Below are 20,941 nucleotides of genomic sequence, written 5' to 3'. Positions count from 1 at the left end.
GGCGAGAGCCGTTTCCTGTCGGCCGCCGATCCCATACCAGGTCTCGCGTGTGAGGCCCTGGTATGGACCGAGTGTCGGCAACCTCACTTCTCCCGGAAGGCGCGGTGAATGCTCTTCTGGAAAGGATCAATGAGATAGTCCAGCGCCGTGCGCTCGCCGGTCCGCACCATGACCTGGGCTGGCATGCCCGGAACGAGCTTGACGTCCTTGAGGTGATGAAGCTCGTCCTGGTCGACCTCGACCCGCCCGGCGTAATAGGCAAGACCGGTTTTCTGATCCACCAAGCTGTCCGCGGAGACAAGGACAAGTCTGCCCGCAACCGGCGGCACCGTCCGGGTGCTGTAGGGGGTTAGGGTGATCTCGGCCGGCAGGCCAACCTTGAGGACGTCGATATCCCTCGGCTCGAACCGGGCCTCGACCACCAGGGTATCGTCGTAAGGGACGAGGTCGAGGATGGGCTTGCTTGGCTCGATGACGCCCCCCACCGTGTGATAGGCCATGTTGACGATGTAGCCGTCCCGCGGGGCCCTGATCTCGACCCGGTCCAGGACATCCTTGCCGGCCCGCAGGCGCTGCCCGAGATCGGCGATCTTGCCCTCCACGTCGCGCAGCTGACCCACGACCTCAGTCATCATCCGGTTCTTGAGATCACTCTGCTGCGCCGCAAGCTCGCTGATCGTCTGTTTGGCGCGGGCGATGCGTGCCGCAAGCTGGCCGCGGGTTCCCTCGATCTCCGCCGACGCGCGCTGCAGCGAGAGCAGCCTTGGGCGCTTCTCGAGACCCTTGGCGAAGAGCTCCTCGACGCCGGTCAGCTCCTCCTGGATCAGCGACAGCTTGCGGGTTTCGGCCTTCAGCTGCGCCTCCAGGGCCTCGATCTCCTGACCGCTCTGCAGCTGGCGCTCACGGATGATCACGTCCTGACCGGCCACGTACTCCTTCCGACTCTGGAAGACGTTGGACTGCCCGCGCATGATGTTCTTGATATCGGCCGCGTTCTGCTCCGCGAGCAGCTCGTCGTCCCACTGAATCTGGTCGAGCCCGTCCCGCTCGGCCTCCAGGCGCGATTTTTCGCCGAGAGCGGCAAAGTACTGCCCACGGAGGAGCTCGTAACTGGCGCGGGCCTTGGTGTCGTCGAGGCGGACCAGGAGGTCCCCCGCCTTGACGAGGTCCCCGTCACGCACGGGCAGCTCGGCGATGATGCCCCCCTCAAGGTGCTGGATCGTCTGACGGCGTGAGTGAACCGCCACGACCCCTTGCGCGACCGAAGCGCTGGCAAGCGGAGCCGTAGCGGCCCACCCACCGAAGCCGAAGAAGGTGACGGCGATCACGGCGGTGCCGGTCAAAAGTGCCCCGCGAACGAGGGTCAGCGGATTGCCGGTAGGCTGCTTATTGGCTGTCATGGGACCACTCTCAGTACGATCAACGGGCGGCATCGCCGGCGGCCTTTTCCTGCGCGGCCTGAGCCGCGGGCGGAACGACCGTGGGGCGGGGCTGGAGGTGGGCCATCACGGCCTGGCGCGGACCGAAGGCTTCGACACGCCCCTCCTTGAGAAGAAGCAGCTTGTCGACAAAGCCGAGAACGCTCGGCCGGTGAGCAACGATCAGGATGGTGGCGCCGCGGGCCTTGGCCGCACGGAGGGCTGCGAGCATTGCTGCCTCACCCTCAGAATCAAGGTTAGAGTTTGGCTCGTCGAGAACGATATAGGCCGGATCCCGGAACAGGGCCCGTGCAAGGGCGATCCGCTGCCTTTGCCCGCCGGACAGGAGGACGCCGTTCTCCCCGACATCGGTGTCATAGCCCTGCGGCAGGCGGGCGATGAGATCATGCGCGTTGGCGGCCTGCGCCGCGGCGATCACCTCCGCATCCGTGGCCTCCGAGAAACGGGCGATGTTCTCCCGCACGGTGCCTGTCAGCAGTTCAACGTCCTGGGGAACATAGCCGATATGGGGTCCCAGATCCGTCGGGTCCCACATGGAGACATCGATGCCGTCGAGGCGGACCTTGCCGGCATTGGGCCGCAACACGCCGACCAGGAGGCGGGCCAGGGTCGACTTGCCGGCGGCGGATGGCCCGATGATCCCGAGCGTCTCGCCGGGGGTGAGCGCAAAGGTCACGTTCTGCAGAAGCGCGCGCTGGCCGCCGCGCGGCACGAAGGTGAGGGCCTCAACCGACAGAGCCCCCTTCGGCCTGGGATAGCTGAGCGTCGAGTGCTGGGGCCCCTTCTCCTTGAGGTACTCCTGCAGCTGACGGTACGATTGACGGGCCGTCACCACCGTCGTCCAGGTGCGCTGCATCTGCTCGAACGGCGCGAGGCCGCGTCCCAGGATCATCGAAGCCGCGAAGACCGCTCCTGCCGTCATATGGTCATTCAGCACGAGCCAGATGCCCGTCCCCATAACAGCGATTTGGACAAGGTAGCGGAAAACCTTCGTGATGCCTGAAAGAGTGGTGGATCGGAGGCTCGCCGCCCGCCCCTGCTGACTGGCCTCCTCGGCCGTGGCCTCGATCCGGGCCAGCACGGCCGGCGCCATGCCGAGCGCCGCCACAACCTCGGCACTTCGGGCTGCCGCTTCGGTCTGTTCTGCTGTTCTGGCGAGAAGCTGGTTTGCGTTCTTCTGGGGCTCGCGCATCGTGAACTCGTTGGCAACCGAGAGCCCGATGAGGCCAACAGCGCCAGCGGTCCCAATCAGGCCCAGCACGGGATGGATCAGGAAGCCCACCAGCAGGAAGAGGGGCGACCAAATCGTATCCATCACAGCTAGCACGGCCTGTCCCGAGAAGAATGCGCGCAGGTTGCGCAGGTCGCTAAGACCGCCTTTTTTTGCGTCAGCGCGTCCCTCGGCGGCTCGCATGAACCGGGTACGCATGATCACAGGATAAAGGCTCACCTCAAGCCAGCGGTCGATCCCGATCATGACCCGTGAGCGGACCAAATCCAAGATCCCGTAGGCCCCGATCAGGAATATGGCGACGACGGTCAGCGCCCAGAGCGTATCCTGGCTGCGGGCTCCGAGCACCCGCTCGAATACCTGCATTGTGTAGAGGGGCAGCGTCATCGACAAGAGGTTCACGAAAAAGCTGAACCCGAAGATAACGGCGAGGACGCGGACGAGGGACTTGATAGCGAGTTGAGGCGTCATCACAAACCTGGAAAGCGGCACCGACCGGCCGTCAAGACAAACATAACGCATACACGATCTTGGATCGCATTATAAGAGCTATAATATTACCTTCTCGCATCATGGCATTAGACCCATTGTTGCATCAACAGTCGAGAAGTTTGCATCTTGTTGACCAGCAGACTGAAGCAGCATCTACCCAGCGACGAGGTCTGGCTGGTGGGCAAGCATCGCTCGTCAGGTGGGCGCAGGTACTGTCTCGCCAATCTGCCGCCCGATGGCCCACTGAAGCAGCTGGCGTCCCTGATCAAGGCGCGCTGAATGTGCGAACAGGCGCATCAGCCGTTGAATGAGGAGCCTGGGCTTGATTACTTCGAGGGTCACTCGTTGCAAGGTCTGCATCGGCACGCGCCGCTGGCGCTCATCGCCTTTCTACTCGTGCAACATCTGCGCTTGCGCACAGCAAGGCGGAGAATTGCTCCGCGGGACCGCCGCCGCACCCGAGCCTGCCGGCGATCCGGCGCATGTTGCTTGACCATCTGGCGCACGCCATGCACCTGCGATGCCCGATGTGTAATGAGATCTGTGCGCGGGAGGTCTCGACCCATGACGGTTTGGGTGATTCAATGGCGCCGCTGGACATGACGGGAGCGGTCCCATGGCACGCCGTCAGATTGGACAGGAAGTCTTCACGTTTGTCGCCGATCCCATATCCCATCGCGGCTCGCTGGACCGGCTGTCAGGGCTGATCGACTGGTCTTTGCTGGATCGACACCTGGCCGACATCTACGCCGCTGCCAAGGGCGAATCTGCCTGGCCACCGCTGGCCCTGTTCCGGGCCCTGCTGCTGGCCGTCTGGTACGACTTATCGGATGTGAAGTTGGCCGAAGCGCTGGAAGACCGCGCCTCATTCCGGCGCTTCTGCGGGTTCGCCGCCCATGAGCCTACGCCAGAGCGCACCGCCTTCGTGCGTTTCCGGCGGGAGCTGGTGGGGCGCTCGCTTGACAAGGTGCTGTTCGATGAGGTGACGCGCCAGCTCAAAGCCCAAGCCATCACTATCAAGAAGGGCACGTTGGTCGATGCAACCGTGATCGCTTCGGCCACCCACCGGGATGAGGAGGCTGCCTGGGCGGGGCACAAGCGGCGCAAGGCGATCCATGGCTTCAAAGCGCATGTGGCGGCCGACGCCGACACGGCCCTCGTGGAGGAATTGACCGTCACACCCGGCAACGTCAACGACGGGCGCGCTGGCGGCGTGGTCCTGCCGGATCACCCTGGCGATGTTTATGCCGACAGCGCCTACCGCGGAACAGCCTTTGCCTCTGCCGTGCAGAGCAAAGGCGGATGCCCACGCGTGGTCCAGACAGGCGTGTGGGGCCAGCCCGGGGGCCATGCCTTACGCAAGCTGCGGGTGTGGAACCATCAAGTCCAGCATGTGCGCTGCCGGATCGAAAAGATCTTTGGCACCTGGAAGCGCAGCTATGGGCTCCGACGTATGCGCTGGACAGGATTAGCGAAAGCGGCCCTGCAGGTCAGATTGACCGCTATCGCCTACAACCTAAAGCGCATGGCGGTGATCCTGATACCGGAGGCTGCGTGATCAGGGGCGAAGTGTGCCTTCAGACATCCCCAACGGGAGCATTGGTTGTCAACATTGCCAGTCTCGGAAAGCGACGTGGGGGACTTCCCTCACGGTCATCACGACCGCGATTTGACCACCCACGCACAGGTCTCATAAGACTCGCTTCACCCTGGACCCACCGATGAAGGTGCCAAAGTAGTGCTAGTCGCTCAAAGAAAAAGGGCGGCCGAAGCCGCCCTTTCTTGAAGCAGTCGTTTCCCAGTTACGGGCCAACAACGACGAACGGGGAGACCAGCGGCGCCAGGTCAAACGCGTCCGTGACGGCGGTGTCGAAGTCGGTGAGGAAGGTCGCCTCATCGAACGAGTCGGCTCCAGCCACGAAGTCAGCCGTGGTGATCGTGCCCGTGAAGTTCTCGAGCTTAATCACCTGCAGATCGCCATCCGCGTCCTCGACACCAACCCAGGTGCCGGCATTGTCGCCGGACTCGATCTCCAGGACCGCCGCAATGCTGCCGGTCGCCACCGCGCCGAGGGCATTGATGATGCCGGTCTCGGTGGTGGAAGCAGGCTGACCAACCGAGGCGACGCCAGTGACATCTCCACCGAAGTCCAGCAGATCCTCTCCATCCGAGAAGTCCGTGGCCGTCACGTAGTTGTCAGCCGTAGCCTGAACCTCCGTGCGAACCGCGAAGGTGTCGTCGCCAATACCGCCCGTCAGGACGACATTGCCTTCACCTGCCACCAGAGTGTCATTGCCCTGGCCGCCGAACACCACGCTGTCGGCCGAAGCAAGGATGATATCATCGCCGCCGTTACCGAAGATGGTGTCATCGCCACCGCTGCCGATGATCCAGTCGTTGTTGTCCGAGATGTCAGCGGCTTCGTTACCACCATAGATGGTCACGCCTTCACCGGTGACCGTGAGAGCAGCACCGATCACGTCCTCACCGCGGCCGCCCATGACGAGGGAGCCCTCAGCGAAGTCGACAATCACGTCGTCACCAGCGCCGGAGTGGATCAGATCCACGCCACCCTGATCGGCATCAATGGCGTCGTTGCCGCCGTTGCCGTAGATGGTGTCATCGCCAGCCGTGCCGAAGATGTCATCATCGCCGTCTTCAGCAGCCGCAATGCCGTTGCCGCCATAGATAACAACGCCGTCAGCGCCAACGACCGGAGCGTTGACGTTGCCGTCGATGTAGTCGTCGCCAGCGCCGCCGTAGAGGGTCGCGCCCTCGCCGCCAAGAACAGTGTCGTTGCCGGCGCCGCCGTGGACGATGTCCTCACCGCCGTTGCCCTCGAGGTAGTCATCGCCGGCATTGCCGTAGAGGGAGTCGGCGAAGGTGGAGCCGAGAACTGCATCGCCGGAGTCGAGCAGGTCAGCCTGACCGTTGCCGCCGTAGACGGTCACGCCGCCCTCGCCAGCCGCTGAAACATCGATGGTATCAATGCCGAGGCCACCGGCAACGAGCGAACCAGCACCGATACCGGTGACCGTATCGTTGCCCTGGCCGGCGTAGATGCGAGCATCTTCATTGTCGGCGTCACCGGTGATGACATCGTCAGCCTCGTGGCCGAACACAACGACGTTCTCAGCGCCGGTCACGTCGATCGTGTCGACGCCCTCTGCGCCCACGACCAGAGCATCGCCAGCGAGAACCGTGATAGCGCCGCCAGCTGCGGCCGCGAACTCAACGGCGTAACCGTTGCCGACGACATCGGCGGCCACGAGGTCGTCGATGTCGAGGTCGAACAAGGTGAGCACCGCGCCGGACGTAGTGGTCAGCTGCACACCTGCAGCCGTGTCGGCAACGTTCGCGATGTTAGCGAGATCAACGTTGAGGACGAGCGTATCCACGGCGGGATCAAACTCGATGGACACGTTCTGCGTGCCGTCGAAAACGTAAGTAGCCATCCGTTCTTTCTCCTGAGTCCCGCTCTAAGTCGGGCTGGATGTTACAGTCGAAATTCGCCCCAACACGAAGGTCGCAAATACCTGCGCATCGGGGGTAGAATCCGCAACGCCGAGTTATGCATGCCGTTCCAAGTCCGACAAGCCCACCCAATACAAAACAGTCGAGGCTGTCACCTTTTGGCCACTGTTAACCGTAGGTCTCGGACCGGCTGGTACGGCTTGCAGCAAAGTTTATAGAGGGGCCAATAGAGGGCGACAAGGGCGCTCACCGTGCATTAACGATAAATGAAAGAACCATCCTCATCGCCCCGTACGGGTTTAGATCTCATAGAATGGAATTGTGTTTCTTGTCGCAACCATCGGTAGTTGTCCCTACTGTGTCCTCCGACATGCTGGTTGACCTCGTTGAGAGAAGTTCAGTGGCACAGGAAAATCTACGGCTCTCGACTAGGCCGCATCCGAGAGAGGGCCGCCGGCGAGAACGGATGGATGCGGATTCTATCTTTTCTCACCGGCGGCACAATCATGCCTGAGGAGCATGCCCCGTAGAGCTAAAGGCCCCGCCTTTGCGCAAAACTCGCGCCTCCTAGGACCTCTCACTCTACATTGTTTTCTATACACCATTTATTCCCAAGCGACACCGGAGCAAATGCAGGAGCTTGAGGCAATCAAGCCGCTCTAGTAAGGGGCAGCCGAGAGCCGGCAGTCGGAGCAGACAGAGATCAGAATGACAATAACTTCAAATAGCGTCCTGTTCATCACCTTGGACTCCTGCCGCTTCGATACGTTTGTGGCGGCCCGAGCCCCTGCGATGAAGGCTGTATCAAACCTCTTCTGCGCACAGGCACCATCGCATTTCACCTATGGCTCCCATGCGGCAATGTTCATCGGGTTTACACCGGGAACACCATCGATTGCCGCGCCCTTCATCAATCCGAAATTCGCCCGCCTCTTCCGATTGAGCCGAGCCGGATCCGCCGGACATGCTCCACCCGGTTTCGAGCTATCGGGAGCAGACATCGTCGATGGATTCCGGAACCTCGGCTATCGCACTATTGGAACCGCCGCAATGGGCTGGTTCGATCCAGAAACCCCTGTATCCAAGAAGCTGACGGGAAGTTTTGAGGATTTCACCTTTGTCGGCCATCGAGGCTTGCGCCGGCAGCTCGCCTGGGTTGACGAAAAACTGGCGACTGCCGATCCGCGCGATGTGTTTTTGTTTCTGAACATCGGCGAAACCCATGTCCCTTACCATTTCGAGGGGGCTCCTTGGGACGCATCGGACAATCCTTGCGTTCCGTTCCAGACGATCGACCGGTCAGCGGATTGTCGTGAACGGCAGCGGCTGTGCTGCGAATATGTGGATCGCCTCCTGGCCCCGCTTCTCGACCGCTTCGCCGGGGCGACGATCCTGTTGTGTGCCGACCACGGCGATTGCTGGGGAGAGGATGGCCTGTGGGAGCACGGCATCTCGCACCCGATGACCCTCACGGTGCCTCTCCTGATCCGCTACCGCGGAAAACCAGTCGAGGCCCTTGTGGGAACCAGTCCATGAGCGCCCCCTGCCGCCATTCGTCGGTTTGAAAACCACACGTGGGAGACTGGCCGGCGCACAGCGGCAGCGGTCACAGCGTTTTGGGTTCGTTCTGCCAAACCAAGGCGGAGGGGCGGGCTGGGAGGTGGCACGCGGTGGCGCATGCCTCATCGAAGGCCTGGATGGCCCTGTCGCGGCGGGACAGCGCGCGCCGCTCATAACGGTCAAGCTTGCTGAGTTGATCCCAGAGAGAGGCCTGCTGCTTGGCCTGCTTGCGCTGGTTGGCGCCTGCCGCCTTGGCAGCGAAATAGGCATCGAGCCACTGCTCCTCCGTTCCGTCGCGAATGGCCTGGGCGTGGGCCGCTCTTGAGTACCGTGGCCGCGCCGGGGTTACAGGCAGCGGCAATTCGGCTGGAGTGGACTGAAGCGCCGGATCATGCGTCAGGCGTTCGAGCAGAGCCGTCTTGGCGCGACGGGCGCGAAGCACGTCGATGCTTGCCTCCGCAACGCGGGCTGCGGCCGCGCCGAGCACGGGATCAGAAGCCGCCTCTCCGATGATCGCATGTGCCACCTGCGCCACCTCTGAGGCAAACTCGGAAAGGGCGCCGGCCGGGATGGCAAGACCATGCTTGAAGGCATTCAGGCGCGCGCGCGACTTGCCGGCGCTCGTGCGCGGTCCCGTGCTGCGCTGGGCGTTCCTCTGATTGGCGGCCTGTTTGCGAGAGGACGACATCGTCGGACAAGGGTTGGTGGGGACCAGAGGAGGCGTTACGCGATCTCCGTGATCCCAGCAGACGCCATGCGAAGACGGCGCGCGAGTGCCTCACGGCGACGTTCGAGCTCGACAAGCACTCTGGCGCGGCGGGCATCGGCGCTGGCGATCATCTGATCGATCCGCTCCACCTGACGAAGCCTGCTCGCCAGGGCCTGCGCCATGATCGACTCAAGATCGAGGCCATGCTCCGCTAGAAGACTCTCCAGCCTCTGGCTGGCCGCCCTGTCGCCCGCGAGCCACCCCTCCACCAAGGACACGTGTGCCTCGTTTCTCGTCCGCAGGTGTTGGGGTCCGAGGAGCCACAGGACGGCCTCCTTACGGGCCAGCATGAGCAGGCTTGCCCTTAGACGCCGCAGGCGTTGCGCCTCCCAGATCAGATCGACCACATCCTTGACCCAAACCGCCTCAACAATGTCAGTGGGAGCAACGGCTGCCGTCACCTTGGCCAGGAGAGCATCATACTCCTCCTGCCGCTCGCCTTGAATAAGGGGCCGCTGTGCGAAGAAAGATCCGAGATCGCGGGGGAGGACGTGAAACTCGGGGGCGGTCAGGACAGCATCCTGTCCGGACAAGGAGGGGGTGGGCACCTTGGACTGACTGGACATTGATGAAACACATCCTCTCTTGCTGGGCGCGCGCTCGACATCTCGAGTCGCAGGGCTAACGGTCGAGCCGTGTCGGGTTCAACCCACTCTCATCGTTGAGAACATATCATGAACATGACGATAATCACCGTTCTCTCCAAACGCTATCCTGTGATGACTGGGTGAGACATCCGGGCGCACGTGCGGCAGCGGCAGCAATTCTCATCACCCCGTCTCGCACTGCATCCTATGGAGAGGGTGAGAGGACATCATCGCTTCAGGCGGCTGATACTCCTTGGGTGCGGCAACGCAATGTCCACTTCCAGTGGGCATGTTCAAACCTTGAACGATCCGGCGGGCGACAGCTGGAGACAGGGCCGCACACGGATGCCATGGCCGCCACTGTTGCTCTGGGACAACAAGAGATCAAACCGCTCGAAAGTCTCGATAAAAGCGTGACGGATGACAGTCCCCCGTTAAGGGTTTTCTCGTCCTTCTCCTCAAATGCACAGGTCGTTGACGCCGAGACGGTCGACGCGGTGGCGAGGTCACTTGCTGCAGCCAGCCAAGGCCCGAAGCATAGAGAAAAGCGGCGGCAACACAAACCAGTTTATGGCGTTCAAATGTAATTAAGATCAAGCTCAAAGTAATTTGGTATGTTTTTATGCCTTTTATACCAAAAATTCTTGATTATTGATTATAACTCTGGTACATTTATTATACGTCAACAGGGTTGATGGTGAGATCATGCCCCGTTATTATCTGAATAGCCTGTCAGTTAGGTGGATTGGCCACCTGAGAAGGATCCACCCATCCGTTCATGCTGTCTGGCGTCCATACGGCCCTCTCGCCGAGGCCTCGCACCGCGCCGGAACGTTTCACCCTCGCCCCGTCATGGGCGCAAGCAGGCGAAATCGGCCTCAGTTCAGCATGTTTGTCTGCGCTCGGGTGCTGGGCGCGCGCCGGTTCGCACCCAGCGCAAGCCGGAATGGAAAATCAAGGAAGCCATGGGCGCTCATTCGGCTGAGCAAATCCGCCCCGCGTCAGGCAATCCTGCCTGTGCCGCAACAATCGCGTTCGTCGGCAAGTGTCTGGAGTTATCGACGGCTGTCTTTCCTTGAACGACAGGGAGCACACCCAATGACGCGAGCACCGCATGGCAAAGTGCCGTCTCGGGGTCCCTCCTCTCCGGCAGGTGTCCCGACTGTCGCCTCACTCGGTATGCGAGTGCGCCTCATCCCTGCCGATACTGACCGCGAACGCCAGCTTGCGAGCCTCATCGCGTCCTGGGAAACCTTGCGGATCGAATGGGAGAACCTGTTTCAGCGCCTTGCTGATGCCCTCGATCACGACATTGAACGAGGTCGGAAGAATGATCGCCACTCGTCATCATCCGGGTCGTGAAGGAGAGAGCTCATGTCGTTCGTCCAGATTGATGATGTGGGTACGACAAACCGCCGGAAACTCACACCGCACCGGAGGCTTCAGGTGTGGGAGAGAACGGGCGGCCGCTGCGTCCTCTGCCATCGCAAGATTGATGGCGCACGGGAGCGATGGATCGCGGAGCACGTCCGCGCCCTGGAACTGGGCGGCCTGGATGACCTCGACAATATGGGGCCGGCGCATGAAGCTTGCGCCGAGATCAAAACCAAAGACGATCATCGACGGGGGCACGGGCCAAACGGCAAAAGATCCGACACCTTGGTGCCGGTGCATCCAGGAGGCCCTTGCCGTTTGGGAGGAGTAGTCCCTGGAAGCGGACACTATCAGGAATGATCATTCACCGTTGAGTCGGACCGATCATTGCGAGTGGCCGCGCAAGATGATCCTCGACGGCTCCCCTGCAGTCTGACGTGCAACCGGGCCCGACCACCCACTGAAAGGGACAGCCCTCGGAGGGGGCCGCCACGTACACCTCTGCTCTGAGGTAACCTTTTTGCCCCGCTTCCCTGCCGAAGCACCGTGGAACAAAGATCGGCCCTGTCTGGTGCCACCGGCCCCTAGGGTGACTGGGTGCCTCTTTTCAGCTGCCGTGCAGGCTGGAGATCGAGCAAACGCTGTCCCAGCCTCGAACTGCATAACGCGAACAGACTTCGGCAGCCGTGGCTCGGCTCGCCCTGCGCGCATGGAGTAACCCCTCTTGAAAGCCTACAGCAACCCCATCAGGGAGCTATAATGACCTGCAAGAGGATCCCTTAGCCCTGCTTGCTAGAAGGCCAAAGCTTGGTGCCAAACGGTTCAGCCAGTGACATGCTGACAGACCATCATCACTTTCGATCAGCCGGCACTCGGCTCCTGGGTGACGACCGAGAGTGTGATCGCCCAACGTCCATTCGTGGAGGTTAAATGTCGCGCTGGATGGGAGAGGCACGGAAACGGCTGATGGGCTGGCGCCGTGCTTTTCAGGGCAACATCAAGGTCGGATATGCTGGAGTGCCGGCTACAAACAACGCCTCAGGCGACCGGCTTGCCCATGAGACCACCCCTGGAGGTTCCTTTCTGAAATTGCCAGAGTGGATCAGCAGCCTGCTGTCTCATCCCTTCCTCCGGAGCGTTACCTTGGTGGCTGGCGGCACCGCTGCCGCGCAACTGATCACAATCGCCTTTTCTCCCCTGATAACCCGCCTCTATGGCCCTGAAGCCTTCGGCGCTCTCGGGATATTTATGGCCGTCGTCTCGATCATATCTCCCATCGCGAACCTGACCTATGGCTCGGCAATCGTACTGCCTGCATCCGATAGCGAGGCTCGCGCACTGTTCCGGCTGTCGGCACTCATTGGACTTTCTGTTTCTCTGCTGTCAGCGGCTGGCATCGGCCTATTCCACCAGACCATCGCCGATGCCGTCGGGTTCACAGCGGCATCGACTTTGCTGTTGCTTGTGCCCCTCTCGATTTTGCTTTCGGCCCTCATTGAGCCAACCAACCACTGGCTCTACCGCAGGAAGCAGTTCAAGGCCATTTCGCACATCACCGTAGTGGGCGCCATCGCAAGCAACGGGACACGAACCGTTACCGGCCTCTTTCTCGCAACGGCACCTGCCCTTATAGCACTCGGGATCCTGGCAAACGCGCTGGAGCTTTTCCTCCTTTGGAACAGCGCGCGTCCTACGCTCTCCCGCCGAGACACCGACGAAGGTGTGACCGGCGAGCCAGCGCCCCATGTTTCACTCAAGGAGGTCGCATACCGGTACCGCGACTTCCCTCTCTTTCGCGCCCCCAATGACTGGCTGAACGTTGTCTCCAACAGCATTCCCTCACTCCTGCTGGCAGCACTGTTCGGCCCATCTGCGGCAGGATTTTATCTCCTCGCGCGCCGCATCGTTGCGCTACCGATCACCGTCATCGCCGGAGCGGTGGGAACTGTGTTCTTACCCCGAATTGTGGAGGCCAGTCATGGGGGCGAGCGGCTACGTCCGCTTCTGATGAAGGGGACTGCAGGCCTTGCGGCCGTCGGCCTGATTCCCTTCGGCATCATGATGGCTCTTGGTCCCTGGCTCTTTGGTGTTGTCTTCGGCGCTGAGTGGACGCAGGCGGGAGAGTATGCACGCTGGCTCGCGCTTTGGTTCTACTGTGCGTTTGCGGCGGTTCCGTCGGCCCAGGTCATTCCGATCCTAGGGCTTCAGGGTCATTTTCTCGCCTATGAGATTGCCGTCGTCGCGCTCCGGGCGGCCGCTCTCGCCGCCGGAACGGTCATCTGGAACAGCGACCTTGCTGCGATAATCCTGTTCTCACTTGTTGGCGCACTCGTGAACCTCACGCAGATTACGTGGTGCCTACTGAGCTGCGATAAGCGCTCTCGCGATCAAATCAGGGTTAGCGGCACGTGAAACTTCAACACCGCTCAAGGACACTTCCGTAGTACTCCGTTTCAGAACCATTCGCGCCACGCTCCAGTGCTATGATCTGGCAGGGATTCTCCACGATTGAAGCGTCATGCCCATGCAGGCGAGGTTAGGGAAGAGCAGAGGAAAGGGATGCTTTCGCCGCGTTCGGAACGGGCTCTGGAGGTCAATGAGGCAGCCTGCCCTGGAGGCGGCACTCTACCATCCCTCCAGCACCTCACGCGGGTGAGACCAGAGCGCCATCCGCGTCATAAGCGGCTGCGAGGAAGAGGTTGAAACTGCAATGAAGGCTGTGGCACTTGAGGATCGCCAACATGAGAGCCTCGCTGACGCCCGCAAGTTCCATCGGGCTGGGCTGAGAACAGTTAGCGTTCGCGAGTTCGATGCGCTGCACCCGCACTGTGGTGCCTGGGATCGCCTTGCCTGGCATGCACCCCAGAGAAACGCGTACCTGTTGTCCGGCTGGTTCGAGGCTGCATTCCGCCATGCTCTTGCCGGGGATGAGCAGTGGTTCTGCAGCTTCGCCTACTCCGGCGATGAGCTTGTCGGCGTGTTGCCTGCCATCGTCTCCCCTCATCCCATACTAGGAAGGAAGTACCCAATCCTTCGAACGTTCGACAAACACTCCCAATCTGGTGAGGTCCTGTTGGCGCCGGAACACTCGGCAGTGACGCTTCAGGCTTTACTCATGGAGGCCGCGCGTGAGGAGCCGCGCCATGTCGGGCTGGATATGAAGGCCGTTCGTTCGAATTCGCCTCTCTGGACGGCAATCCGAGGAGGAGTTCCCGGCTACTTTGCTCATCGCGGCTGGCGCTACTCTTATTCGTTCCTCGATGTTCAGGGAGAATATGAGTCTTACCTGAAGACGCTCGGCAACATGAGAAAAAATCTCGGGCGCTACCACAGGAAACTTCAAAGCCGTGGACAGGTCTGTTTCGAGGTGAAACGGGGCAGCGCAGCTCAAGAGGATTTCCTGGAGGAGTTTCTCGCTCTTGAGGCTTCGGGTTGGAAAGGGAGAAACGGAACAGCTATCGCTAGCAAATCGGACTCGACCGAGTTCTACAAGGCTCTCGTGAGGAACCTCGCCACTCGCGGACAACTGGAGTGGCATACGATGCGCGTCAATAATCACCTCGTTGCCGCTGAAATGGGTATCCGGTGTGGAGCCGCGCTCGTTCTACCAAAGACAGCCTACGATGAAAACTATGCCGATTGCAGGCCAGGCAACCTCTTGAATGCGGCCTTCATCGGGGACGCATTTTCCAGGTCTGATCTCATTGAACTCAACGACATGAGCGACATGGAATGGCACAGCCAGTGGCGCATGAGCCGGGACGAGTACGTCAATTTGCACCTCGTCCGCAGAGGCTCCATGCCGATGCTGTTTCAATCGCCGCGTATCCTGCTCCGCTCCGCCTACCAGGATCATATCAGGCCGCGCATACCTGCTAACGCGAGGAAAGCCTGGCATTGGGTACGGCGCCCCTCTCGAAGGCCCAATAGAGCGGCGGAGCATTGCCAGGACAAATGACGATGCTGGCCGCATACCCCTATATTGTCGCCCGGAATAACGATTGGACAGGATCATCCGGTTGACGTGAGGCGACAACCTCATGGGGAACAAAAGCCGAGCGCCTTGTGGGTGAACACCGTTGTAGCGCTTGAACCAGAAGTGAAGGCTTTCAGCACGTGCTTTACATAAAGAAGTCTAACCATCTTGAGCATGCGCACAGGGATTGAGCGACGGGATCCCGGAAGTCACGACTCCAGAAAAGAGCCCCTGCCGCCTGTGCAATTGACGGCAGCGTCTTTCGGAGAGCAGGTGCAAGTTTTTCGGTCAGATCGGACCTTCCTCCGTGTCCGGCATCCAGCCTGCTGCTTTGCGGGCTCCGATGCTTCCATTATTCTATCAAAGCAACGACAATGCGAGTGCTCTCCTCGCGGCCAGAGGCGCTGCCTCACAAATCTAGCCCATCCGCCGGGGAAGTACTCCTCATGCTTAGTAAGTTATCCCTATTACAGGGAGCAATTGGCCTGTGCTCGACCCAATAACGGGCTAAATTCTTTGCGATAAAGCTTTCGCTCAGGCGCCATCCTCCGATGAGTGCCCTGCGAAGCATTGCGTAAGGACTTGCGCCTTGATTGCGAAAACTGACCTCACTCGGACGCACGATGGACCAGAGGCTGTGGTTCTCGGAGGCCAGCAGAACGGCCTGGGCGTCATTCGAAGCTTGGCCCGGGCCGGTCATCGCGTGAGGGTCGTCAGTGCCGACCAGCATGATGTGGCGACAGCCTCGCGCCATGTACGTCCGTTCCGGGTTCCAACCTTCGAAGGTGAGCGCTTTGTTGAGGAATTGTTGCACCTCCGGAGGGATATGCCCCAGGGAGGGGTTCTCATTTGCGCAGATGATCGCCCATTGATGACCATATCCCGGTATCGCGATCAGCTCTCTCCACATTTCAGCTTTCTTCTACCATCGCACGATTTGCTTTCAGACTTGAGCCGCAAGGATCGGTTCTTTCAGCTCGCCCAAGAAAGCGGATCTCCTGTACCGCCCACCATCAATCTTCAGAGGCATGGTGATCTGGGACAACTAAGCGAACTCAAGCCTCCGCTTTGCGTAAAGCCAAACTTTCGCACCCAGGCCTATGACAGCTCCTTCAGGAAGGCCTACCGGGCCGAGAGCCATGCAGACGCTCGCCAGCTATGCGAGCAAATTCTTGATGTCACAGAAGTGATTGTCCAAGAGTGGATCGAAGGCTCCAATGACTCCATCTACTTCTCGCTGTGCTGCTTTGGACCGTCCGGAAAGGCCGCTTTTACGGGCCGCAAGGGCCGCTCGTGGCCACCGCAGATCGGGTTCACTGCAAGTTGCTGGCCCGCACCTGACGTAGCCGAGGAGCTGGAGAACCTGACCATCCAGTTCTTTCGGCATGCTGGCGTCACACAGGGTCTTGCCAGCATGGAGTTCAAGCGCGACGAGCGCAGTGGCCGTTTCCTCATGGTGGAGCCCACCGTGGGTCGAGGTGACAGGCAGGTCGAGATCGCCGCGATCTGTGGCGTCAACCTCTGCCACATGGCGTATTGTGATGCCGCAGGGTTGCCAAGACCTCCCCTGCAGTACGATCCAGCGCATGTCTGGCGTGACGAGTTCACCGATTTTCTTGCAGCTCGAGCCCTTGGGAGTCGGTGCTTCTACCCGCCTGGACATCGGATACACAATGCTCATTGGCGCTGGGACGATCCGGCTCCGGCTCTCTTAGTCGCGGCAGACTACGCCGCTAGAGCTTTGCGCCGTGTGACGAACCAACGGTTTTCCCGTCCCAATCTTCCGATTGAGCACCAAGCTAAAAGAGTCGAGACACCATGACCATGCGGACAGGTTCCGCCGTAATCGAAGCACCCACCTGCAAGGCTACCGCGAGATCATGAACGATCCCCTTTCCAAGATGCCCCGGACCCGCCTAACCTTTTGCCCCCTATGGAGGGTGATCCAGCAAAGCGGACGATAGACCTTGCAGCTGATCAGCCACCGTTATTTCAGTTTCGATACTCGGCCCATCTCAGGCCCATGTTGCCGCAAAGACATCTAACATTCTTCGTACAATCATGGAGGATGTCGACCACATGTTTCAGCGACACCGGGGTTGGAATTTCCTTGGTTAGGTAGTTGGCGACGCCAAACTGCGGAGGCACGCATGACAGCAGTTACCGCCGTGAATCAGAATGGGGTTGAACGCTTCTCAAAATCGGCCCGGCCACCCATTGTTTGTGAGATTGCCAGTGCACAACGGTTTTCTGCTCTCGAGGATGCCTGGAATGACTTGGTTGCTCGGGCTGCGGTACCGAACGTCTCAATGCACCCAGCCGTTGCGCTAGCCGCGCAAATGGCAAACAAGCCAGTCCATGTCATTCTGGCCTGGCGCAGTTGTACCGCAGATCAACCGCCACAACTCGTCGGTGCCTGGGTAATGACCGTCGGCCGGCTGTCCAGTAAGCTGCCCCTTCGCGTACTGATCAGTCCCGTCGACAGCCAGATGGTCCTGAGCACCCCAGTGATCGATGCCGAGTTTATATCCGAAGCCATTGCTGCCATGCTGGATGCTGTTGCCGCCAGCCCTGATCTTCCAAAAATCCTGCGTGCCAACGAGTTCACCGCAGATGGGCCGGTGGGCCGGGCCCTTGAAGAGATCCTTGAAGATCGCAATGCGCCCGCGATAGTCCAGAGGCGCCTAAACCGCCCCAAACTGCAATCCGCTCTGGATGGCACGAGCTATCTCAAGAACTCTCTTTCGGCGCAACGGCGAAGCGAACTACGTCGGTATCGGCGCCGTCTCAGCGAGCAAGGGAAACTGGAAGTGGTCTGCCACCGCGCGCCTGAGGAAGTGCGTCGTGCATTCGAGGAGTTCCTAGTGCTTGAAGCATCAGGGTGGAAGGGGCGGCACGGATCGGCTCTTTCACAAAGGTCGCAAGCAACTGCAACATTCACCCGATCAATGATCGACGGACTGGCTCGTCACGGGCTTGCTCATGTTGTGGCGCTGCGTTTGAATGGACGCATGGTGGCTGCCCAGATCATTCTCCGATGCGGCAGAGCTGCCTTTACGTGCAAAACTGCCTATGATGAGTCCCTGCGCTCACATGCACCCGGCCTTGTTTTGATGGAGGACGTCACAACCACGCTCCTCAAGGATCCAGATCTGGATTACGCAGACTCCTCGACCAATCAGAGCGCCGACAGAATTAGATCTCTGGCAGATTTCTGGACCGAGCGTCTCGACGTAGCCAATCTTCTGATTGATGTGAGAAAGGGCGGCACGCTTTGCTTTAGCCTGCTGCGCCTCAAGAGCAAGTGGTACGGTTAGTGCAGTCTGCTCAGCATCAACCTACAATTCGCAAAATTGGATTTTTTGTGCGGTGGTGAGTTCGTGAGCTGGCCCTACAAGGAGCGCGCGCGGGTATCCCACCCTAAAATGTTACCGCTGATCAATCGCCGACCTTGGACGAAGGAATGCCGACCGGCCGGTTCGTGCACGCCGGACGCATCGACGACGTGAATGGCTCCAGGTGGCAGGTCGGGGTTCTGGCCTCAGATAGCGTCCATGAGGAACAATCATCAGAGCGAACCACGCAACACTCACATCGAGTGGTGATTGTGACGGCGCTACGGTCGCCGCCGTGGGTTTCCGGAGGACGTGCCGCGCCGGCTCATCCGATATGGTCAGTAGACAGCGTCCGTAAAGAAGCGCAGCCTGGTTTTGGCTCTGCTCTCCCTGGGCCCCATGCGGCGATCATCGACAGCCAGACGGCCCGTACCAGTGAGGCCGGCGGCGCGCGCGGTTATGACGGTGGTAAGCGGATCTGCGGCCGTAAGCGCCATCTGGTGGTCGATATGCAGGGGCTGATCCTGCACGTGCTCGTCCACCCAGCCGATGTGCATGACCGGCGCAGGTTCGCCCGAGGTTTCTAATTTCCGCCGGCACCTCTGTTCTTAGGCCCTCGAGTTATGGGCCGGCACTCGCCCTCGATCCGCTCCTCCCCATTCATACATTGCCTGTCCTTGGGGCCCGGTTCCGCGAACGCGTCGCTACTCAGTCCTGCGACTAGGAGCCCTATGAGCGTAGGCCAAGACATTCTGGTCATGTCAGTTTCCTGTTGATGTCAGAAACGTCAAGCCGCGTGGAGGGCACGCTCAACTGCCTCCGGTTCTCGAGAGATGACCAGCAGCAGAATGCGTGCCGAGGTATCGGGTTTCCCCTTGCCCTGCTCCCAATCGCGCAGAGTGCCGAGCGGAAAGCCGTAACGGGCTGAAAACTCAGCCTGCGTCATTCCCAGCTTCTGGCGAATGGCCTTCACGTCGATATCAGCGGGAACGTGAACCTTATAGGTGGACGGATCGGCCTCACCGCGTGCGATGGTCCGAGCCTCCTCCGCTGCCTGAATGAGTCGTTTGCCTAGTGTCATCACGGGCCCCTGCCCTCTTTATTGAACAATTAGGAACGTGCCTGCCCTAGCTTCTTTCGCACTCCCTCGCGATACTCGTCTGCAAGCGTGCCGAGGATTTCACGAAGAGCGTTCCTATCGGCTTGGCTGATGTCAGCACGTTGACCTTTGTTGACCAAAGCCAAGAGGAACACGGGCACGTCCACGGCGGCGTAATAGGTTATAACCCGGTACCCACCTGACTTGCCCTTACCCTTGCCTCCGAACCGGACCTTGCGTGCCCCACCGGTGCCGGGGATGATGTCCCCTATCTGCAGGTTAGCGGCGATGGCCGCGACTATCCCGACAAGCTCATTGTCATCCAGTCCCGCCGCCTTCGCGTCCGCAAGAAAGGTTGGAGGCTAAATGACGGTTTGCATGGCTACAACTGTACTGGCTGCCCGTAGTTCCGTCAAGGGACCGCGTGACCGGCAGGAGGAATGCCAGACAAAGATAAGCGCCCCACAAAGGGGGCGCTCAAGGTCCCGGCCGAAGGGGCAGAAAGGGCCGGAGAGTTCCCAAAACGCCTTTGGGCTCGTTTGGTTCCACAGAAAGGAAGAAGCACCCGCAGGAGCAATGCCCTATTCCCGTCACATGCGATCCTTAGCCGAGATGCTCCCATGGGGCAGAAATGGGCCAGAGGGGTCGCCGACACGGTTCAGCAAGGATCGGGCGCGGCCCCTCACTTCTGAAGGCTTGGATTCCTACAACTCTCGCACGGATCAGCAGATCACTAACAGGAGTGTGGTAAGTCGGGCTTCAGTCACTCTGTCGCTTAGAATGCGTACAGTGCACCAAGTGCAAAGACCAGGATCTGCCCAGCGTAGATGGCCATGACAATGCGGGCCTCATCGTCGAACTCATCACCATTCATGGCATGTAGCCCCGTAAGACGAGGCTTAGTCTACGATTGCGGGCTTAATGCCGTCTTACGTATCCCCAATATGCGGATTGATGGCGTGGACAGGCGGCCATCCTCGTCATGAGCATAGCATAGGAAGACGGCTTCGACGGCAGTGGAAGTGTCTGGTGTGCTCGGACTATGCCCAGTTCGCAGGCTCCGAACAGGTGCATAGCATCTCCGGGGTCTAGTTGAGAGCGCAGCCTCAGACCACTTGAGAAGGCAGGCAAGCGGTTGACCCGGCGCTGACGCACTGATGCTCAATCCTGCTGGCGTTTCCTTCCCCTGCTTTGTGCCGATCCTCGGCCGTCCCGGTAAATCCTGTTCGCCAGAATGCGTGCGTCCGCTTTGGCTCTCTCCGTCAGCTCCCGTTGAATATCACTGAGGTACCCATGAGCCTGATTGCATTCGGCGCAGTAGACGATTGAGCCGTCATGGGGCTTCGAGGCTACGACCGCTCGCGTCGAGCCGCAGGCGGCACAAAGATGACTCAGGCGGACGGTGTCGCTAGTCAACCTGGAGGCCCACTGGCGAGATTGGCAGGCGTGGTGTCGGTTCCTGGTGCTGCGCAGAAGCGACTACGGTGGGTGATCCAAGTTTTGGAAGGATGGGTGCTGCGATAATGCCCGCTATGAGAGCGAAAGCCGCTACGGTGAGCCCAATCCGTCCGTACATTGCCATCAGATCCTTACGTGTCATTCACT

At 60.2% G+C, this 20,941-nt stretch carries 16 protein-coding genes and 2 pseudogenes; 10 read left to right on the top strand and 8 right to left on the bottom strand.

All coding sequences use genetic code 11. The features are described 5' to 3' along the window. Positions 1 to 83: 83 nt before the first annotated feature. On the bottom strand, positions 84 to 1,400 hold the full coding sequence (locus ACFOYU_RS12870) for an HlyD family type I secretion periplasmic adaptor subunit (RefSeq protein WP_377033898.1): 1,317 nt from the start codon (positions 1,398 to 1,400) through the stop codon (positions 84 to 86). Positions 1,401 to 1,419: 19 nt separating this feature from the next. Continuing rightward, positions 1,420 to 3,141, bottom strand: coding sequence for a type I secretion system permease/ATPase (locus ACFOYU_RS12865; protein ID WP_377033897.1), 1,722 nt, complete (start codon positions 3,139 to 3,141; stop codon positions 1,420 to 1,422). Positions 3,142 to 3,288: 147 nt separating this feature from the next. Here ACFOYU_RS12865 and ACFOYU_RS12860 point away from each other — a divergent pair, with 147 nt between their 5' ends. Together ACFOYU_RS12860 and ACFOYU_RS12855 are read left to right on the top strand one after the other, a co-directional pair. Next, a complete protein-coding gene (locus tag ACFOYU_RS12860) occupies positions 3,289 to 3,441 on the top strand; it encodes a hypothetical protein (RefSeq protein ID WP_377033896.1) in 153 nt (50 codons plus the stop codon). A 337-nt stretch (positions 3,442 to 3,778) separates the two neighbouring features. After that, positions 3,779 to 4,720, top strand: a complete 942-nt coding sequence (locus ACFOYU_RS12855; RefSeq protein WP_377033895.1) for an IS5 family transposase — start codon at positions 3,779 to 3,781, stop codon at positions 4,718 to 4,720. Positions 4,721 to 4,964: 244 nt separating this feature from the next. Here ACFOYU_RS12855 and ACFOYU_RS12850 read toward each other — a convergent pair whose 3' ends face one another. Then, a complete protein-coding gene (locus ACFOYU_RS12850; protein WP_377033894.1) occupies positions 4,965 to 6,617 on the bottom strand; it encodes a calcium-binding protein in 1,653 nt (550 codons plus the stop codon). A gap of 727 nt (positions 6,618 to 7,344) precedes the next feature. On the opposite strand from ACFOYU_RS12850, the gene ACFOYU_RS12845 reads away from it, so the two are divergent. Then, positions 7,345 to 8,172 (top strand): hypothetical protein, encoded by an 828-nt coding sequence (locus ACFOYU_RS12845; RefSeq protein WP_377033893.1) that lies wholly within the window; start codon positions 7,345 to 7,347, stop codon positions 8,170 to 8,172. A gap of 70 nt (positions 8,173 to 8,242) precedes the next feature. Here ACFOYU_RS12845 and ACFOYU_RS12840 read toward each other — a convergent pair whose 3' ends face one another. After that, positions 8,243 to 8,884: a hypothetical protein gene (locus ACFOYU_RS12840; RefSeq protein WP_377033892.1), complete on the bottom strand. Its 642-nt coding sequence runs from the start codon at positions 8,882 to 8,884 to the stop codon at positions 8,243 to 8,245. Between the two features lie 35 nt (positions 8,885 to 8,919). Beyond that, positions 8,920 to 9,531, bottom strand: a complete 612-nt coding sequence (locus ACFOYU_RS12835; protein WP_377033891.1) for a hypothetical protein — start codon at positions 9,529 to 9,531, stop codon at positions 8,920 to 8,922. A gap of 371 nt (positions 9,532 to 9,902) precedes the next feature. On the opposite strand from ACFOYU_RS12835, the gene ACFOYU_RS12830 reads away from it, so the two are divergent. Continuing rightward, complete coding sequence (locus tag ACFOYU_RS12830; protein WP_377033890.1) at positions 9,903 to 10,139, top strand: hypothetical protein; 237 nt, start codon at positions 9,903 to 9,905, stop codon at positions 10,137 to 10,139. A 583-nt stretch (positions 10,140 to 10,722) separates the two neighbouring features. Here ACFOYU_RS12830 and ACFOYU_RS12825 read toward each other — a convergent pair. Further along, a complete protein-coding gene (locus ACFOYU_RS12825) occupies positions 10,723 to 10,893 on the bottom strand; it encodes a hypothetical protein (protein ID WP_377033889.1) in 171 nt (56 codons plus the stop codon). Positions 10,894 to 10,926: 33 nt separating this feature from the next. Here ACFOYU_RS12825 and ACFOYU_RS12820 point away from each other — a divergent pair, with 33 nt between their 5' ends. The 6 genes and pseudogenes from ACFOYU_RS12820 to ACFOYU_RS12795 form a co-directional block, all read left to right on the top strand. Next, entirely contained in the window at positions 10,927 to 11,286 is a 360-nt protein-coding gene (locus tag ACFOYU_RS12820) for an HNH endonuclease (RefSeq protein ID WP_377033888.1), read from the top strand. 570 nt (positions 11,287 to 11,856) lie between these two features. Next, on the top strand, positions 11,857 to 13,338 hold the full coding sequence (locus ACFOYU_RS12815) for a lipopolysaccharide biosynthesis protein (RefSeq protein ID WP_377033887.1): 1,482 nt from the start codon (positions 11,857 to 11,859) through the stop codon (positions 13,336 to 13,338). A 298-nt stretch (positions 13,339 to 13,636) separates the two neighbouring features. Further along, on the top strand, positions 13,637 to 14,884 hold the full coding sequence (locus ACFOYU_RS12810; RefSeq protein ID WP_377033886.1) for a GNAT family N-acetyltransferase: 1,248 nt from the start codon (positions 13,637 to 13,639) through the stop codon (positions 14,882 to 14,884). 607 nt (positions 14,885 to 15,491) lie between these two features. Further along, positions 15,492 to 16,724 carry a hypothetical protein gene (locus tag ACFOYU_RS12805; protein WP_377033885.1) on the top strand — a complete coding sequence of 411 codons (1,233 nt, stop codon included), beginning with the start codon at positions 15,492 to 15,494 and terminating at the stop codon, positions 16,722 to 16,724. Between the two features lie 328 nt (positions 16,725 to 17,052). Further along, positions 17,053 to 18,219 (top strand): GNAT family N-acetyltransferase, encoded by a 1,167-nt coding sequence (locus ACFOYU_RS12800; protein ID WP_377033884.1) that lies wholly within the window; start codon positions 17,053 to 17,055, stop codon positions 18,217 to 18,219. 407 nt (positions 18,220 to 18,626) lie between these two features. Beyond that, a pseudogene (locus ACFOYU_RS12795) lies at positions 18,627 to 18,797 on the top strand (transposase); the annotation flags it as partial. Positions 18,798 to 19,024: 227 nt separating this feature from the next. Here the strand turns inward: ACFOYU_RS12795 and ACFOYU_RS12790 are convergent. Together ACFOYU_RS12790 and ACFOYU_RS12785 are read right to left on the bottom strand one after the other, a co-directional pair. Beyond that, a complete protein-coding gene (locus ACFOYU_RS12790; RefSeq protein ID WP_377033913.1) occupies positions 19,025 to 19,318 on the bottom strand; it encodes a helix-turn-helix domain-containing protein in 294 nt (97 codons plus the stop codon). Positions 19,319 to 19,347: 29 nt separating this feature from the next. Then, a pseudogene (locus ACFOYU_RS12785) lies at positions 19,348 to 19,668 on the bottom strand (type II toxin-antitoxin system RelE/ParE family toxin); the annotation flags it as partial. Between the last annotated feature and the right edge of the window lie 1,273 nt (positions 19,669 to 20,941).

The sequence above is a fragment of the Microvirga sp. GCM10011540 genome (genome assembly GCF_042650665.1).
GTDB lineage: Bacteria > Pseudomonadota > Alphaproteobacteria > Rhizobiales > Beijerinckiaceae > Microvirga > Microvirga lenta.
Note: the sequence above shows the minus strand (reverse complement) of the source record. Positions and strands in the feature narration are given on the sequence as shown.

Coding starts and splice junctions, on each gene's coding strand:
- ACFOYU_RS12820 (WP_377033888.1), top strand. CDS start 10,927: ATGTCGTTCGTCCAGATTGATGATGTGGGTACGACAAACCGCCGGAAA.
- ACFOYU_RS12830 (WP_377033890.1), top strand. CDS start 9,903: ATGGCCGCCACTGTTGCTCTGGGACAACAAGAGATCAAACCGCTCGAA.
- ACFOYU_RS12815 (WP_377033887.1), top strand. CDS start 11,857: ATGTCGCGCTGGATGGGAGAGGCACGGAAACGGCTGATGGGCTGGCGC.
- ACFOYU_RS12850 (WP_377033894.1), bottom strand. CDS start 6,617: ATGGCTACTTACGTTTTCGACGGCACGCAGAACGTGTCCATCGAGTTT.
- ACFOYU_RS12845 (WP_377033893.1), top strand. CDS start 7,345: ATGACAATAACTTCAAATAGCGTCCTGTTCATCACCTTGGACTCCTGC.
- ACFOYU_RS12840 (WP_377033892.1), bottom strand. CDS start 8,884: ATGTCGTCCTCTCGCAAACAGGCCGCCAATCAGAGGAACGCCCAGCGC.
- ACFOYU_RS12800 (WP_377033884.1), top strand. CDS start 17,053: ATGACAGCAGTTACCGCCGTGAATCAGAATGGGGTTGAACGCTTCTCA.
- ACFOYU_RS12810 (WP_377033886.1), top strand. CDS start 13,637: ATGAAGGCTGTGGCACTTGAGGATCGCCAACATGAGAGCCTCGCTGAC.
- ACFOYU_RS12865 (WP_377033897.1), bottom strand. CDS start 3,141: ATGACGCCTCAACTCGCTATCAAGTCCCTCGTCCGCGTCCTCGCCGTT.
- ACFOYU_RS12855 (WP_377033895.1), top strand. CDS start 3,779: ATGGCACGCCGTCAGATTGGACAGGAAGTCTTCACGTTTGTCGCCGAT.
- ACFOYU_RS12835 (WP_377033891.1), bottom strand. CDS start 9,531: ATGTCCAGTCAGTCCAAGGTGCCCACCCCCTCCTTGTCCGGACAGGAT.
- ACFOYU_RS12790 (WP_377033913.1), bottom strand. CDS start 19,318: ATGACACTAGGCAAACGACTCATTCAGGCAGCGGAGGAGGCTCGGACC.
- ACFOYU_RS12870 (WP_377033898.1), bottom strand. CDS start 1,400: ATGACAGCCAATAAGCAGCCTACCGGCAATCCGCTGACCCTCGTTCGC.